Annotated in this window: 13 protein-coding genes and 1 pseudogene; 8 read left to right on the top strand and 6 right to left on the bottom strand. The window is 54.7% G+C overall.

Going from position 1 to position 15,962, the window contains the following annotated elements:
* Positions 1-7: 7 nt before the first annotated feature.
* The 7 genes from KGB18_RS23720 to KGB18_RS23690 all read left to right on the top strand — a co-directional run bounded on the left by KGB18_RS23720 (position 8) and on the right by KGB18_RS23690 (position 7,133).
* Complete coding sequence (locus tag KGB18_RS23720; protein WP_123721059.1) at positions 8-1,351, top strand: UDP-glucose dehydrogenase family protein; 1,344 nt, start codon at positions 8-10, stop codon at positions 1,349-1,351.
* A 416-nt stretch (positions 1,352-1,767) separates the two neighbouring features.
* Positions 1,768-2,040, top strand: a complete 273-nt coding sequence (locus tag KGB18_RS23715) for a hypothetical protein (protein WP_123721060.1) — start codon at positions 1,768-1,770, stop codon at positions 2,038-2,040.
* Positions 2,041-2,127: 87 nt separating this feature from the next.
* Entirely contained in the window at positions 2,128-3,240 is a 1,113-nt protein-coding gene (locus tag KGB18_RS23710) for a polysaccharide biosynthesis/export family protein (RefSeq protein ID WP_187326423.1), read from the top strand.
* A gap of 14 nt (positions 3,241-3,254) precedes the next feature.
* Positions 3,255-3,914 carry a YjbF family lipoprotein gene (locus tag KGB18_RS23705; protein ID WP_123721062.1) on the top strand — a complete coding sequence of 220 codons (660 nt, stop codon included), beginning with the start codon at positions 3,255-3,257 and terminating at the stop codon, positions 3,912-3,914.
* Entirely contained in the window at positions 3,911-4,678 is a 768-nt protein-coding gene (locus KGB18_RS23700) for a capsule biosynthesis GfcC family protein (protein ID WP_123721063.1), read from the top strand. Before KGB18_RS23705 ends, KGB18_RS23700 begins: the two co-directional genes overlap by 4 nt.
* Positions 4,679-4,686: 8 nt before the next feature.
* Positions 4,687-6,777 (top strand): YjbH domain-containing protein, encoded by a 2,091-nt coding sequence (locus KGB18_RS23695; RefSeq protein WP_223570619.1) that lies wholly within the window; start codon positions 4,687-4,689, stop codon positions 6,775-6,777.
* Entirely contained in the window at positions 6,774-7,133 is a 360-nt protein-coding gene (locus KGB18_RS23690; RefSeq protein WP_223570558.1) for a VanZ family protein, read from the top strand. The genes KGB18_RS23695 and KGB18_RS23690 overlap by 4 nt, the downstream gene beginning before the upstream one ends.
* 499 nt (positions 7,134-7,632) lie before the next feature.
* Here the strand turns inward: KGB18_RS23690 and KGB18_RS23685 are convergent, their stop codons facing one another.
* The 5 genes and pseudogenes from KGB18_RS23685 to KGB18_RS23665 all read right to left on the bottom strand — a co-directional run bounded on the left by KGB18_RS23685 (position 7,633) and on the right by KGB18_RS23665 (position 12,734).
* Positions 7,633-9,027, bottom strand: coding sequence for an undecaprenyl-phosphate glucose phosphotransferase (locus KGB18_RS23685; protein WP_123721066.1), 1,395 nt, complete (start codon positions 9,025-9,027; stop codon positions 7,633-7,635).
* Positions 9,028-9,518: 491 nt separating this feature from the next.
* The gene (locus KGB18_RS29930) at positions 9,519-10,187 is read right to left on the bottom strand and encodes a winged helix-turn-helix domain-containing protein (protein WP_007900813.1); all 669 of its coding nucleotides are present in this window, start codon (positions 10,185-10,187) and stop codon (positions 9,519-9,521) included.
* A 38-nt stretch (positions 10,188-10,225) separates the two neighbouring features.
* Positions 10,226-10,981, bottom strand: coding sequence for an EAL domain-containing protein (locus tag KGB18_RS23675; protein ID WP_123721067.1), 756 nt, complete (start codon positions 10,979-10,981; stop codon positions 10,226-10,228).
* 11 nt (positions 10,982-10,992) lie between these two features.
* Positions 10,993-11,721, bottom strand: coding sequence for a winged helix-turn-helix domain-containing protein (locus KGB18_RS23670; protein WP_123721068.1), 729 nt, complete (start codon positions 11,719-11,721; stop codon positions 10,993-10,995).
* Between the two features lie 604 nt (positions 11,722-12,325).
* Positions 12,326-12,734, bottom strand: a pseudogene (locus KGB18_RS23665) (VOC family protein).
* A gap of 246 nt (positions 12,735-12,980) precedes the next feature.
* Here KGB18_RS23665 and KGB18_RS23660 point away from each other — a divergent pair.
* Positions 12,981-14,792 (top strand): ABC transporter ATP-binding protein, encoded by a 1,812-nt coding sequence (locus KGB18_RS23660; RefSeq protein WP_223570557.1) that lies wholly within the window; start codon positions 12,981-12,983, stop codon positions 14,790-14,792.
* A gap of 211 nt (positions 14,793-15,003) precedes the next feature.
* On the opposite strand, the gene KGB18_RS23655 is transcribed toward KGB18_RS23660, so the two are convergent.
* Positions 15,004-15,726: a pirin family protein gene (locus KGB18_RS23655; protein WP_223570556.1), complete on the bottom strand. Its 723-nt coding sequence runs from the start codon at positions 15,724-15,726 to the stop codon at positions 15,004-15,006.
* Between the last annotated feature and the right edge of the window lie 236 nt (positions 15,727-15,962).

Below are 15,962 nucleotides of genomic sequence, written 5' to 3'. Positions count from 1 at the left end.
TATTAAAATGAATGTTACTGTTTTTGGAATAGGCTATGTGGGCCTGGTTCAAGCGGCTGTACTTGCTGATGCAGGGCATGACGTATGTTGTGTTGACGTCGACGCTATTAAAGTCGAGAACCTGAAGAGCGGGATTATTCCGATCTATGAGCCTGGATTAAGTGCTCTCGTAGAAAAATGCCATGAAGCAGGGCGTTTACATTTCACCACCGATGCAGCACGCGGCGTGCATCATGGTGACATCCAGTTTATCGCAGTGGGCACGCCTCCAGACGACGATGGCAGCGCTGATATAAAATACGTGTTATCCGTTGCAGCGACCATCGCGCTCCACATGACGGAGACTAAAATTATTGTTAACAAGTCTACTGTGCCTGTCGGTACCGCAGATAAAGTAAGAATGAAAGTTTCCGACGTATTGAAAACTCGGGACCTTGAGGTGGAATTTCACGTTATCTCAAACCCCGAGTTTCTGAAGGAAGGTTCTGCGGTAGCAGACTGTACTCGTCCCGATAGAATTATCATAGGAAGTGATAGTCGCTACGCCGTGGACCGGATGAGGGAGCTCTATGAGCCTTTCAACAGAAACCATGAAAAAATAATCACAATGGACATCAGAAGTGCTGAACTGACGAAGTATGCGGCTAACTGTCTGTTGGCAACAAAAATTTCGTTCATGAATGAAATGGCTAATTTCGCCGAACGATTGGGCGCAGACATTGAGGCCGTTCGTAAGGGCATTGGCTCTGATCCAAGAATTGGCTACGACTTTATCTACCCTGGCTGCGGCTATGGCGGCTCCTGCTTCCCAAAAGATGTACAAGCCCTGGAGCGCACAGCGTCGTCGATCGGCTATAAAGCGACGCTTTTGTCAGCTGTCGAGGAAGTCAACAGACGGCAAAAGGAACATCTATTCGAACATATCCAACATCACTTCGATGGGCAGTTGGAGGGAAAAACATTTGCGATTTGGGGCTTGGCTTTCAAACCCAATACGGATGATATGCGAGAAGCATCCAGCCGCGTCTTGATTGAGCAGTTGCGTAGCGTTGGTGCCAGAATGCAAGCCTTCGACCCCGAAGCTATGGCCGAAACGCAACGAATTTATGGAATGAAAGAAGACTTGCTTTTAATGGGTACCAAAGAAGCCGCGCTTCAAGGCGCTGATGCTTTAATCATTGTGACAGAATGGCGCGAATTCAAAGCCCCTGACCTGGACTTGATAAAGGACAAACTGAGTACTCCTGTCATATTTGACGGCCGTAACATATTTGATCCTCACCGCATGAAAGCCAATGGATTCGACTATTATGGTATAGGTCGTGGGCTGTCGGTAAGGCCAGTCATTTAAAGCTGTCCAGGCCACTGAAAGCGCCATAGTCCCTCTTCCATACTTGGTCCGTGTCCTGGAATGAACAAGTCCAGTGGTCAAGAGCCCGGATAATGCTGACCATTATTAACAATGCCTCAGCGCGCTGGAAGGTTCGCGCTCAACGATGAGCGTTGAAAAACGGCTAACGCCCGGCAAATTCCCTCGAAAATCCGCAAAAATTGCATTCTGACCTGGTTTCCAGGTGATCTGCGCAGGCTTTTTGGCGAATGTTGGCCACTGGTTTAAGTTATCGACGAGTGAGATGATTCTGAGGAGGCTACGTGCGTGATCCGACAAGATCTTTCAGCAGTTGTCATTGCCTCTTCATCTCCGTTCCATCCCTGCTCCCTTATTATAGAGTTCTATAAGGGTTTAATATCGAGAAGGAGTCTGATATGAAGAAATTACTTTTAGCCAGCTTGCTGGCTGTCATGAGTACCGCGGCGTTGGCAGCGGATGAACCGGTGAGCGATACGGTGAGCACAAGCGAACCACTGTCGTTGAACACCCCGCTGGTCGGGGGTGTAACTGTCGCCGAAACCGTGGTGATCGGCGCGGCGATTGTCGGCGCTGCAGTGGCCGCTTCAAACTCTGGGGGCAGTTCCAATGGCGGTACCTCTGGAACGGGCGGCACCACCGGTACTGGTGGTACTACTGGTACCAACTAATACCCCGCGAAGTGTGTTGTACAAGATCACTCAGAACTTTCTGGGTGATCTTGTTTTAGACTTGCCCTCGACTAGCGTAGTGCCATTATGATCCGTAGGTTTTCTGTTGTTATGCTGGCAAGTATTAGCTTGTCCGGCTGTATGTTTTCGCCTGGTCAACACATGGACACCAGTCAAATGGTGAGTGACGGCTCTCCGGAGAGTAGCCGTGTGGAACTTATTCCCATCACCCCTAAATTGATTGCCATGGATGCCGCCACACGCGTACGCGAATCGGTCCCCTCGGAGTTGTTGTCTTATACTTCGGGCGGTTATCGCGTGGGTGCCAACGACCTGTTGTTTATTACGGTCTGGGATCACCCGGAGTTGACGGCGCCTTCCGGGCCGCAACAGCAAATCGATGCCAACGGTCGCCTGGTTCGTCCGGACGGCACGCTGTTTTATCCCTATATCGGTAATATTCCGGCGGCCGGTAAAACCATCGAAGAGTTGCGAGCTTTTATCGCCGAGCGCTTGTCGCAATTTGTCGAAAGCCCTCAGGTCGACGTCAGCGTATTGCGCTTCGCCAGCCAGACCGTGGTGATTTCCGGTGCGGTGATCAAAGCCGGCCAGCAGCCGATCACCACCACTCCGTTGAGTGTGGTGGAGGCCATTGGCGCGGCTGGAGTGGATCCGACAAATGCAGACCTGTCAGGCCTGACGCTGACCCGCGACGGGCGCGAGTACAAGCTGGATCTGGACACCCTCAATCGCCAGAATTCGCAACTGCAGGGCGTCTACCTCAAGGGTGGCGACCGACTGTACCTGCCTTATAACGATCTCAAGCGGATCTATGTCATGGGTGAGGTCAATCAGCCACGCGCGCTGAGCTTCAAGAGCAAATCGATCAACCTGACCGATGCCTTGGGCACTGTGGGGGGCTTGAACCAGACCACCTCCAATGGCAACGCGGTGTACGTGATTCGCGGTGCGGACAACCTGGAAACCCAACCGGCCAAGGTATTCCAGCTCGATGCAGAATCGCCTTCCGCTTTGGTGCTGGCCACCCGTTTCGACTTGCAACCGCAAGACATCGTCTATGTCGGCCCGGCCGGCGTGACGCGCTGGAACCGTTTGATCACCCAGCTTCTGCCTACCGCCAGTGTCCTCGGGACCGGTGCCAGCTCGGTTAACGACCTCAGCGAAGCCAACAGCAGATAAGGCTCTATCCCGCCGTGAAAATTTTGCCTACCTGTGCCTGTCTGACGATGGCGCTCTTGCTGTGCGGGTGTAACCCGTTGATGAGGGCCTCCTGGGATACCCTGGAATCCTCCGTCACAGGACCTGCCTCCATCAACTTGACCCGCGCTCAGGTCGACGCCGTGCCGTATCCGCAGATCCTTGTCACCACTACCTCCAGCGAGGGGGTGATGGCCATGGCTCGCCGGCAGGGCGGCCTGCAGTTCTGGGTCGCTTCTGGCAAGCAAGTACTGATGATGCGCGACGGTCTCGTGGTACGCACCGTGGGGCTGGGCGTTTCACTGGATGGCACTCGCTTCAATGATGAGTCGCCGTTCAAACGCGGCCTTCAGCATTTACCCAACGGCTATACCAGCACGCGCTGGATCGACATCTATGACGGCAACCGTATCGGTATCGCCGTCAACAGCCGTTTCAGCACCCACGACATCGAGACCATTCGCATTCTGGACAAGGATTACGCCTTGCTGCGCATCGACGAGCAGGTGGATGTACCCACCCTGAATTTTCGCGCCACCAACCGCTACTGGATCGACCCCCAGGACGGTTTCATCCTGCGCAGCGAGCAGCACCTGACGCCGCAGCTATTCCTGAAAATCGTGCAGGTACGCCCTGATCGGGGGGCTGCCCGGTGAAGTGTTCGAACCTTGTGTTGCTGGGCTTGTTCTTGATGGGGCCGGGCGTGAGCCAGGCAGCCGTGACAGTCAGCGGTGATGTGCGCAGCCCCGGTCCCATCGACGTCAAGCCCGGTGCACGTTTGATGGACGTCATTCGAGGCGCCCAACCCAACGCCGAAAGTTACTGGCTGGGTGCAGCATGGCTGCACCGCTCGCTGGAGGATCAGCAAGCACGTTTGAAGGCAGGCGTCCTGTTCGATCTGAAACTTCTGCAACGGGGTGCCTTGCTGGATGGCAAGGGCACGCGAGCAGATTTGAGTGCGCGCCTGTATGAGCAGATCGAGCGACTGCCGGTCACTGGGCGCCAGGTTGCAGTGCTCGACCCGATCGCCGTGGAAGTGGGCTTCGCTCGCAACGCATTGCTGGATGATGGTGACCGTCTTGTTTATCCCGCGCGGCCGTCCACCGTGGAAGTCCTCGGGGCAGTCGCGCAGCCCTGTCATGTGCCTTACCGCGCCCTGCAGGAAGTCCGTGCTTACGCGCAGGACTGCCCCATCCTCGACGACGCCGAGCGCGATTACCTGTGGCTGATCCAGCCCGACGGCCAGGTCAGGCGCGTGGGTGTGGCGGCATGGAATCGCGAGGATGGCATCGTGGCTGCTCCTGGCAGCAGGATCCTGGTGCCGATCAGGAGCGATGACCTCGAGATGCCGACCCCAGAGCTCAATCAACAACTGGCCGAGTTTCTCGCCACTCAACCCTTGGCTGAGGTGGCCCCTTGAAGTGCCCGTTGACGTTACGTTTTGCTGCTGTATTGATCCTGCCCTGCGGAATGGTTCACGGTGAACCGCGTTATACCCAAAGTGATTTTGGTGGCGTCGGTCTGTTACAGACCCCCACCGCGCGCATGGCCCCCGCGGGGGAGTTGAGCGCCACGGCCAGTCGTACCGACCCTTACACCCGCTATGGTTTTTCCCTGCAGCCGTTTGATTGGCTGGAAGGCTCGTTTCGTTACACCGCGATCACCAACCGCAGGTACGGCACCGAAGAGTTGAGCGGCGATCAGAGCTTCAAAGACAAGGCCATCGACATCAAGGCGCGGCTTTGGGAAGAAAGTCACTGGGCCCCGCAGGTCGCCGTTGGTGCCCGGGACATCGGCGGTACCGGGCTGTTTTCCAGCGAGTATTTCGTCGCCAACAAGCGTTATGGCGACCTGGATTTCAGCCTCGGCATTGCCTGGGGCTATCTGGGTAATCGAGGGGATTTCAGCAACCCGCTGGCGGTCTTCGGTAGCAAGTTCAACGACCGACCAGAGAGCTCGGCGGTTGTCGCCAGGGCAGGGGACGTGAATACCAACGCGTATTTCAGAGGCCACCCTTCGTTGTTTGGTGGGGTTGCCTATCAAACGCCGTGGGCACCGCTGAGCCTGAAGCTCGAGTACGAGGGCAACGATTACAAGAATGAGCCGCTGGACAACTCGATCAAGCAAGACCTGCCGATCAACATCGGCGTGGTCTACAAGCTCGCGGACAGTGTCGATCTGAGTGCTGGTTGGGAGCGTGGCAATACGGCGATGTTCGGTATCACCCTGCACACCAACTTTGTCAGCCGCAAGGCACCGGCCAAGACGTACGACCCTCCCGCCGAGCCGTTGCCGGCGCAGGAGCCGTCGACCCCGGCTGACCAGGTCAACTGGGCCGATGTCTCCAACCGGCTGCAGCAAAATGCCGGCTACAAGGTGAAACGCATCACCCAGCGTGGCTCGGAGCTGATGGTATATGGCGAGCAGTCTCGCTATTTTTATCCGTCCAAAGCCGTCGGGCGGGCGAGCCGGATTCTCGATAACAGCGTCAATCAGGACATCGACTGGTTCACTCTGGTGAATCAGCGTTATGACATGTCCATCGAGGAAACCAGCGTACCGCGGGAAACGTTCCGCGCGGTCGTGAACAATGACCAGCCGCTGAAGGATCTGCACCGTACGACCGAGGTCAATCCGGCGACTGCGCACCGGGAAACCACGCTCTACACCCAGGCGCTGGAGCCGTTCAGTTACGGCCTCGGTCTGGGCTACAAACAGAACATCGGCGGTCCCGACGGGCTGCTCTATCAGTTCACCGCCGATGCCGACGCGGAGTACCGTTTCACCCGCAATACCTGGTGGAGCGGCTTGCTCAGTGCCAACCTGCTGAACAACTACGACAAGTTCACCTACGATGCGCCGAGCGGGCTGCCGCGAGTGCGCACTGATCTGCGCCAATACATGACCACCTCCGATGTGACGATGCCGACGTTCCAGTTCAACCATGCGGCGCAGCTGGATCGGGATTGGTACGGGATGGTCTACGGCGGCTATCTGGAATCCATGTTCGCCGGCGTCGGCAGCGAAGTGCTGTATCGACCCACGGGGAAACGCTGGTCGGTGGGTGCAGACCTGAACTTCGTGCGTCAACGGGACTATGATCAGGGCTTCGGCCTGCGTGACTACAAGACCGTGACGGGCCATGTCACCAGCTATACTGAATTGCCCAATGACATGCTTGCAGCGGTCAGTGTCGGGCGTTATCTGGCGCGGGACTGGGGCACCACCGTGGACTTGTCGCGGGTGTTCAAGAACGGCGTGAAGTTTGGCGCCTGGGTCACGCTGACCAGCGCGTCGAAGGAGGAGTATGGCGAGGGCAGCTTCGACAAAGGGATCTATGTTTCCATCCCGTTCGACGAGTTGATGAGTACCTCCACCATGCGTCGGGCCAACATCGTCTGGGCGCCACTGACCCGCGATGGCGGTGCACGCCTGAGCCGAGCTTACTCGCTGCAAACCATGACCGACGGACGTGATAGCGACCTGTTCTACAACAACTTCGAGAAAATTACCGAATGATCACGTGGCTCAAAGGCTTGGTCGAGTTGCCGTTCTGGTTCCGGGGCCTGGTCTTTGCCTCTGTGACCGCGATTCTGCTGTTCGCGGGTTTGCGCTCTCAGCCGATCCCGGAGCTGTTCGTCGAAGAAGACAAGCTCCATCACTGGATCGGCTTTCTGGTCTTTGCGTGCAGCTGCCGCCTGGCCTTTCCCAATGTGAAATTCCGCTGGATCGCCGTGGGTTGTTTGCTCACCGGTGTACTCATCGAGGTCGCGCAAGGTTTGATGCCGCTACGCACGGCTTCGCCCTACGACATGCTGGCAAATACTGTCGGCGTGTTGATGGGGTTATTGATTTCCAGGTACTGGGTGCGCTGAAAAAGCCGCGAAATACCAAGCAGTCTGTCGGTATGTTGCAACCGTAGATCCCTCTCTCTATCCCCCTCCAGCAACACCTCTCTTGCCGATGGCGCGAGTACGGTCGACTTGCTCGACCTGCTCGACGCATTGAGCATCCATCCCCACTCATGTCAGTCAGCCAAGTCGCAAATCTGTAGCAGCTGCCGAAGGCTGCGTTCGGCTGCGTAGCAGTCGCAAAATCAGAACTTGCGGTGCGTCGGGTAGACCGCATCAGCCGGACGACTCACGACTGCTACGCAGCCGAACGCAGCCTTCGGCAGCTGCTACAAGGAGTGCGTCACGGCTGAAATTGCGTACTGACTGGCATTGCTCTGTCGACCGTTCAATTGGGATCAACGTGGGATGGGATATGAGGCGGTGGGGCGGGGGTGTTTGGGGTAGTCAGAAACCTGACTACCCCAGGCTACAACCTTGTCAGCAATACGCTGAAGAATAGAAGGGATGAACGTCGCAGCGGTTAATAGATGTCCTTGGAAAAGAGCGTAAAGGGAGTCTTGATCAGGATTTTGATGTCGAGCCACAACGACCAATTGTTGATGTAGTTGAGGTCGATCTCCACACGCTTCTGCATCTTGTCGAGGGTCTCGGTTTCGCCACGGCAGCCGCTGATCTGGGCGAGCCCGGTGATGCCCGGTTTGATTCGATGGCGGGCCATGTAAGCCTGGATCTTGCCGGTGTAGTAGTCGTTATGGGCGATCGCATGAGGCCGCGGCCCGACCAGCGCCATATGGCCTTGCAGTACGTTGAAGAACTGCGGCAGTTCATCGATGGAGGTGCGTCGTATGAAACGGCCGACCGAAGTAATGCGCGGGTCTTCACGACCGGCCTGGCGTACCTGATGGTCGTCGTGCAGGCGCATGGAGCGGAACTTCCAGACCTTGATGATCTTGCCGTTCCAGCCATGACGCTCCTGTTTGAAGATAATCGGGCCCGGCGAGGAGATCTTCACCGCGACGGCGATCACCAGAAGCAGCGGACTGAAGCCGATCAGCGCCAGGGCGGCGAGGCTGCGGTCGAGCAGGGTCTTGCTCAGCGCCGCTGTCGGGTAACTGGTCAGTGGGCTTTCATTGAGGTGGATGGCGGGCTGGCCATCCAGTTCGCTGACGGAGTGATTGAGCAACGTCATGCTGCCCAGGTCGGGAACCCAGACCACATCGACATTCGAGTCAAGAAGGTCGATATACAGCGCTTCGACTTGTTTGGCTTCACTCAAGGGCAGTGCGATGTATAACCGCCGGACATCGTGCACCCGGATCAGCTCACGCAGCTCCTGCAACTGACCCACGATTCTGTGGGCATTGACGTTGGTAGACAACTCGTTGGGTTTTGAGCTGATCAGGCCGACCAGCGGCGGATATTCGGTTTTGGCCAGCTTGTCTGCAAGATTCACCGCCAGTTGGTCAGTGCCGATAATCAGGGTGTTGTTTTGGCTGTGCAATTGCCGATGATAGTGCCTGGAAAAACTGTGCAAAGGCAGGTACAGCAAGGCCTGTACGCAATAACCGGCCACAGCCCAGACCAGGATGATCTCCCGGGAGAACAATTCGCTGGTTTTGCTGATAAAGCCGATGCTGGTCAGTCCGGTCAGCGTCAGCAGCCACCCCAGCAGCAGTCGACCCAGGCCGGTGAGGTAGCCATGCTGTTTGTGATAAACCAGCAGCAGGGAGTAGGAAGGGACCGAACCCAGGAAAGTAAGCACCGCTAGCACACGGTAATGGGCCTCTATTTCTCCTGTCTGATAGAGCGCCAGAGCAAATAACAGCGTGTTGACCGAAGTAATGGCAATTATCCATTGCCCCCAGAAAGTCAGTCCTTTGGATATGCTGTTTCGATTAATACGATTATGTACCATCGCGGTGTCCCTCGGGCATGCGCCACGTTGTGTATCAGTCGACGGTTAATAAATGGCAGCCACGCACAAAGGCTGAGCGAACGCGGTTCAGTCAGAAGTTGTTTTTATTATTAGAAGGGAATAACGCGGGCTTATGGCTGGCCATCCTGGCGTTGTTTTCAAGTCAGCTGATACGGTTGTCTCAGTGTCAGGTTTTTATACTAGTACCTAAATCTCCGTGTGTGTCTGACGAATTATAACGGCCATACTTTCAGAGGGCTTGTTATAAAAGGTCGTGCTCTTTTGTTAGGAGGATATCGCTCAATCGTCTATATAATTGCAGCATTCGATAAACGTTTGTCGGGTAGGCGAGGGGTGGAGCGAAGTGGGCGCCATGGGAGAGTTTATGGCGACAGTCAAGATATGCGGTGCGAGGAGGCAGGTGGTGGGTGTGGGTGTATCAAGTAGAGTGGAGAATCGCGTTTATTGTTATTATTTTTGCGAATTCTCGCTCAGTAAGCGACTCTTATCCTCTGTGCCAGGCAGTAGCCACGGTTTCTAACCGAGCGGACCAGCCGTTCTCCATTGGCTGCCGTCTTGAACTTTTTCTGCAATCGACTCAGGCACATTTCAAGGCCGCTATATTGTTCCGGGTCTTTGTCGATGCGTAGAATAAGATCGTTTTTGCTGAGTACCCGTCGATCGCTGAGGACCAGTTGGGTGAGCATTAACGATTCGGTACCGGTCAATGGGATAGTGATATCTTCTTTGACCAATGTTCGATCGTCAGCATTGAACCACCAGATATCAGGGTTGCCCTGGGACTCTTTAACCCGACTGACTGCCGAGATGAACTCTTCGTCGGCCACCGGTTTCTTGAGAAAGCCATCAACACCGAAGTGCGAAAAGTGATGGAGTTCCGAAGGTTCAGAGTTAGGCGTTATGAGGATGATTTCCGCATCTTTTTGATTTTTACGAATGAAACTGACATCGCTCAGCGATATGTCCGCCTGGTCGAGCAGGATGTGCGTGAATCGACTCTTTCGGATGCGTTCGCTGCTGAGTTTACCTGACTCGATTTCAAAAGATAAATACAGGCGTTGTGCGAGAAGCGATTCTATTGCTTGTCGTGCCAGTTGGTCTCGGGTGAAAATCAGAAAGCTGTTATTCGGCGTATTCACAATAAGGTTCCTTCCTAGTCTGGTGAAGTTTTCAAAACTTAAATAAGCTCGGTGGGTGAGTAGTACCTCCCCTGGAAAAAGTCGAAGGGCATGCTGCGAGCCAGTGTGTGTAGTGCTTTGTGCTCCACGCGGTCCGCCACGAATTTGATCTTGCTGTCATGGATCATGCCGCTCAGGCAGTCGTAAGACCTGTTGAAAAAATCCTGGCTGTTTTCGACCATGATGTCGAAATTGGATTTGGTCAGGTCCACTTTTATGTAATCGAAGAGGGCCAGGCTGATCAGTTTTTCGGTGCTGTCGTCGCTTAAATCATAGCCATCGAACGCGATCTCGATCCCATTGTCTTTTAATAGGTGAATATGATTGATAATGGTTCTTTTTTCTTTCAGGTTGAACGACAGGAACGAACTGCTGTTAATGCTGGGGATTAGCTGTTGCTCATGCTTTTTGAGTATCGCTTGAGCATCGTTCATTTCCTTGATGAGCGCTTTATCCAATAAAGCAGATTGACTCATGGTCACGAACAGTTTGTTTGGCGCCGGTGCGGAATGGGAAGGCATGGCCTCAATCTGCGAGAGGGCATTCAATTGGATCCGAGTCAGGACTTCGTAATAAGTCGCCAGTGGATGATCGGAATGCAGTTGCTGATACCCCTTGTTCAGAGGTGTCTCCTGTTTGGTCGCCTTGGCATAGATTTCGCTGCCGAACAGTTCATCGTTTCGTTTCAGAATCGATTGCCTGAAGAATACCAATGCGAAATTTTCGTGCACGATAGCTTGCCTGCTGGGCTCCATTGCCTAGTCCTTTAAGAGTGAAAGTTTGTTTGATTGACTGAGACGACCCCTCGAAGCAGTCGATAACCATAACCACGAACACTGTGAATGATGTTAATGCCAAAGTGTTTTTTGATTTTATTTCGAAGCCGGCTTATGGATTTCTCCAGGACGCGTGAGTCGTAGAGTTTTATATTCAATCCCATGGATTCGGCCATGCAATCATGGTGCAGGATATTGCCTTCTGCGTTAATAAGCGCATCCAGGGCTTTCATTTCCTGATAGGCCAGGTCCAGTTTGTATTCATCGTTGTACAAGTGCAGGCAAGTTTGGTCCAGGGTCAACTTGACACTGGGCTGCCATTCAGGAGCTTCGAGCAACTCTGAGAGTAACCTGGCTTTTTCATCCTGATCGTTAGGTACATTGATGCAGTGATCGGCTCCGGCCAGGTAACATTCAATTTTAGTGTGCGGAGAACGATAGTTAATTGCAACGATAATGGACAGTTCTGTCGGGTTTTTACGTAACTTCTTGATCAGCGCCAGGCAGTCATTAAGTATGGAGGGGCTTTCAATATCGATCAGTACGGTATCGAGTGTTTGCGTTTCGATATCCAGGCTTGGCGGGTTTGGATAATCTAATGTATAAACATGTGTGAGATTGGGTACAAATAATTGTCGAAGTTTCTCTGTCGAGCGCCAAGTGCGCCCAATAGCGAGAATACCCCTCTGGCTATTTTCGGTTTTGCTCTCAGTACTCATCGTGTAAATTACTCATATGTGCTGGCGTTGCAATCTTAATACACAAAATACTGACGTTATCTGACTTTTTATAACATTTTCCGTCGTGAACACACGTCACTCCACCCTCGGTAGTTTTAGCTGATTCAATGACATAGGCAAATGCCGTGGCTTAAGCCCATTTGATTTGTGATATCGGGCTTAGTTGGTACGCCCCTTTCAGTCGGACTAGGCTCTTTAGGTTGACTTTTCTATAAGCAATACAGATGCGATGGCTAATTGCCCATCTGGCTGCAGAACGAAGCACAACTGATGAAGCCTTGCGTATGAACTGTGCGGGCGTCCGCTTTTGCGAAAATTGGAGTTGATTTATAAGGATATTCCACGGTGTTCTAGGGTGATGTAGGTGCACGTTGGGGAGGCGATCAGTACAACGATCGCCTCTTTTTAGGGCAAATGGGAGGGAGGCTATATTAATTGAGACTTTTTGCATTATATTCGTAATATTTAGGTCAAGGGGTGGAATTTGTGGACGTGTAGTTATTCTGTTTGGCTATTGAAAAAAATTCCCAAAGTTGATATTAAAGCGCCAGTAAATTCTATGTACTAACCGGGTGTAACCCGGTCACTGATCCTTTTCGCAATTAACCATCCACGCCAAACCGATCGACCAGCATCCCGAAACGTGCCGCCCAGAACGTCGCCTCCAGCGGCATTTGAATACTGCCGCCTTCTGCCAATGCAGCAAACACCCGTTCAGCCTCCGCCACACTGTCGACATTCAACGAAACCGAACAACCGCTCATTTTGGTGGTGGGGCGATCAGGTGTGGTGTCCGACCCCATGATTGCCTGGTCTGCGACCAGCAGGCGCGTATGAATGATCAGGTTATGACAGTCGGTTGGAACATGGTCGCGAGCCGGAGTTTCGCCGAAGGTCATCATTACTTCTATCTGGCCTGGCAGGCTTTGGGCGTAGAACGTGAAAGCGGCTTTGCAGTCGCCATTGAAGATCAGGTAGGGATTGATTTTCATGTTTTTGCTCCCGGTTATGGAGAGGGCACATCGGCTGGACGTTCAGGTTCGTCCTCGAATCTCGATGGGCATCGACTCCCCATATCAAAGCGCTAAAACGTAGCGAGTGAGGGTGTTTTTTTAGATGTTTTTACGATGGGCGTGGCCAGCCTTATCGCATCCTGTCCCCGTAGAGCGGATGGCTCATTCCACGTACTGTAGAACCTGCCGCGCTCCTCCGACATCCGCCACCGAGTCCATCACCCTATGCCTGTCCTGACCCGTTTTGCCTCTTTGCTCGACCAGGCGAGACGTGCCTTGTTGCTGGTCTGGGGAACGTCCCGTGGGCTGTTTCTGGGGCTGGTACTGGCGACCCTGATTGCCGGTGTTTTGCCGGCGCTGGCGGCCTGGTTGGGGCAGCGGATTGTCGACGCCGTAGTCACCGCCATGCAGTTGCACACTCAGCAGGGCAGTGCGCCGTTATGGCCGGTTGTGCGGTATGTGCTGTTTGAAGCGGGCGTGCTCGCGTTGCTGTCCGGGACACAGCGCGCACTGTCGGTTCAGCAATCGCTATTGCGGGTGCAGTTGGGGCAGAAGGTCAACACGATGATTCTGGAGAAAGCCCAGACGTTATCGTTGGTGCAGTTCGAGAATTCCGAGTTCTACGACAAGCTGGTACGGGTGCGGCGCGAGGCATCGACCCGGCCGCTGGCGCTGGTGATGAAGTCGCTGGGGCTGATCCAGAACCTGATCGTGTTGATCAGCTTCGGTGTCTTGCTGGTGCATTTTTCGCCGTGGGCGCTGGTGCTGCTGGTCGTTGGGGCGTTGCCGGTGTTCTTTGCCGAGGCGCACTTTTCCGGGGATGCCTTTCGCCTGTTCACGCGCCGGGCGCCGGAGAGTCGGCAGCAGAATTACATCGAAACGCTGCTCTCCCATGAGGGCTACATCAAAGAGGTGAAGCTGTTCGGCTTCGCGCCGCTGCTATTGAAGCGTTATCGGGATACGTTTGCGCGTCTCTATGCCGAAGACCGGCGCCTGACATTGCGTCGCGATGGCTGGGGTTTTGTACTGGGATTGCTGGGCACCGCTGCGTTTTATCTGGCCTATGCCTGGGTCGTGGTCGATACCGTTCACGGCAGTATCAGTCTTGGGCAAATGACCATGTACCTGGTGCTCTTCAAGCAGGGGCAGGCCGCGGTGAGCAGCAGTTTGAGCGCGATCAGCGGTCTCTACGAGGATGGCCTTTACCTGTCGAGCCTCTACGAGTACTTGGCCGAACCGGTTATTGCCGATAGCGGAAGCCTTACCGTGGGCGCGGTGCCCGGCGATGGTTTGCGTTTCGAGAACGTCGGTTTCCGTTATCCGGGGGCGAGCCACGCCGCTTTGCAGGGCATCGATCTGCACCTGCTGCCGGGCCGCAGTGTCGCCCTGGTAGGGGAAAACGGGTCAGGCAAAACCACGCTGATCAAGTTGCTGACTCGGCTGTATCGTCCCGATCAGGGCCGTATTTTGCTGGACGGCAGCGATTTGCAGTCCTGGGACGAAGAGGTGCTGAGACGGCGCATCGGCGTGATCTTCCAGGATTACATTCGCTACCAGTTCTCCGTGGGCGAGAACATCGGCGTGGGCGATACGTTGGCGTTCAACGATGAAATGCGTTGGCAGCAAGCGGCCGCCGAGGGCATGGCCGCTCCCTTTATCGAGCGCCTGGATCGCGGTTACGCCACGCAATTAGGGCGGTGGTTTGCCGGTGGGCAGGAGCTGTCCGGTGGACAATGGCAAAAAATCGCCTTATCTCGCGCTTACATGCGCCGTGACGCCGATATTTTGATTCTGGATGAGCCAACCTCGGCCCTGGACCCGGCGGCGGAAGCGGCGGTGTTCGAGCATTTCAGTCAACACACCGAAGGCCGCATGACGTTGCTGATTTCTCACCGCTTCTCCAGTGTGCGCAATGCCAACCACATCATCGTGCTCGACCAGGGGGCGATCCTTGAGCGAGGCGATCACGACAGCCTGGTCGCGGCGGGTGGGCGTTATGCGCAGTTGTTCAACGTGCAGGCTCGTGGTTATCGGTAGCGCCTTAATTCCCACAGGGGATTGTGCCAGCCAGCGGGCCGTTTTTTGTGCCTGGTGATACGGACTAATGTGGCGAGGGGGCTCGCCCCGTTGGGCTGCGAAGCAGTCCTGAACCCTGCCACCACAGTGAATCAGGTACACCGCATTCACTGGCTGGGCGACTGCTGCGCAGCCCAACGGGGCAAGCCCCCTCGCCACAAGGTGTGGGGCTTCACGGCATTTCCGGCAACTCTTGCGGCCGCAAATCAAACACCAGAACCTCGGCATCCACGCCGTTGCTCAAGTTCAGCGCTTGCTCCTCACGCACCCGCACGCCATCACCTTCCTGCAACTGCACGCCGTTCAACTCGACACTGCCACGCGCCACATGCACATAGGCGTAGCGATTGGTGGCCAGTTCCAGCGTGGAGCTTTCCTTGCCATCGATCAGGCCGGCATACACTCGCGCATCTTGCCGAACTTTCAGCGAACCGTTGGTCCCGTCAGGGGAGATGATCAGTTGCAAGCGCCCGCGTTTTTTCTGCGTGCTGAAGTGCTCTTGCTGGTAACGCGGTTTGGCGCCGCTAACCTCTGGCACGATCCAGATTTGCAGAAAGTGCACCGGTTTGTTCGCCGAATGGTTGAACTCGCTGTGAGCCACGCCGCTGCCAGCGCTCATCAATTGCACGTCACCGGGGCGGATTACCGAACCCGTGCCCAAGGTGTCCTTGTGTTCCAAAGCACCTTCGAGCACATAGGAAAAAATCTCCATGTCGCGGTGAGGATGCTGACCGAAACCTTTGCCGGCCGCCACGCGGTCGTCGTTGATCACCAGCAGGTCGGAAAAACCCTGCTCCCGCGGGTTGCGATAATTGGCGAAGGAGAAGGTATGGAATGACTTCAGCCAACCGTGATTGGCCGCGCCGCGATCCGAAGCTTTACGAAGGGTCAGCATGATGAAATCTCCTGTCAGGACGTGAATTCGTCCGAGTGAGGAGAAGGTTAATGTTTACAGTTTGGTGCAATAAGTAGATGAAAATTGAAATACTGTCTCTTTCAAGTTGACAGTTATTTGCGCGGATTCACGTATCCTTATTGTTACACTTGGCCATAATGCCGGGCGCGATACTTGTGGGAGCGAGCCTGCTCGCGATAGCGGTCTTATAGTCACCATCATCGTGAATGTGAAAC

The sequence above is a fragment of the Pseudomonas sp. BF-R-26 genome, assembly GCF_019947395.1.
GTDB lineage: Bacteria > Pseudomonadota > Gammaproteobacteria > Pseudomonadales > Pseudomonadaceae > Aquipseudomonas > Aquipseudomonas farris.
This window is presented reverse-complemented; position numbering and strand designations above follow the sequence as displayed.

What these genes read in the sequence shown, in the direction of transcription:
- KGB18_RS23720 (WP_123721059.1), top strand. Translation starts at nt 8, where the DNA reads ATGAATGTTACTGTTTTTGGAATAGGCTATGTGGGCCTGGTTCAAGCG.
- KGB18_RS23715 (WP_123721060.1), top strand. Translation starts at nt 1,768, where the DNA reads ATGAAGAAATTACTTTTAGCCAGCTTGCTGGCTGTCATGAGTACCGCG.
- KGB18_RS23710 (WP_187326423.1), top strand. Translation starts at nt 2,128, where the DNA reads ATGATCCGTAGGTTTTCTGTTGTTATGCTGGCAAGTATTAGCTTGTCC.
- KGB18_RS23690 (WP_223570558.1), top strand. Translation starts at nt 6,774, where the DNA reads ATGATCACGTGGCTCAAAGGCTTGGTCGAGTTGCCGTTCTGGTTCCGG.
- KGB18_RS23685 (WP_123721066.1), bottom strand. Translation starts at nt 9,027, where the DNA reads ATGGTACATAATCGTATTAATCGAAACAGCATATCCAAAGGACTGACT.
- KGB18_RS23675 (WP_123721067.1), bottom strand. Translation starts at nt 10,981, where the DNA reads ATGGAGCCCAGCAGGCAAGCTATCGTGCACGAAAATTTCGCATTGGTA.
- KGB18_RS23670 (WP_123721068.1), bottom strand. Translation starts at nt 11,721, where the DNA reads ATGAGTACTGAGAGCAAAACCGAAAATAGCCAGAGGGGTATTCTCGCT.
- KGB18_RS23660 (WP_223570557.1), top strand. Translation starts at nt 12,981, where the DNA reads ATGCCTGTCCTGACCCGTTTTGCCTCTTTGCTCGACCAGGCGAGACGT.
- KGB18_RS23655 (WP_223570556.1), bottom strand. Translation starts at nt 15,726, where the DNA reads ATGCTGACCCTTCGTAAAGCTTCGGATCGCGGCGCGGCCAATCACGGT.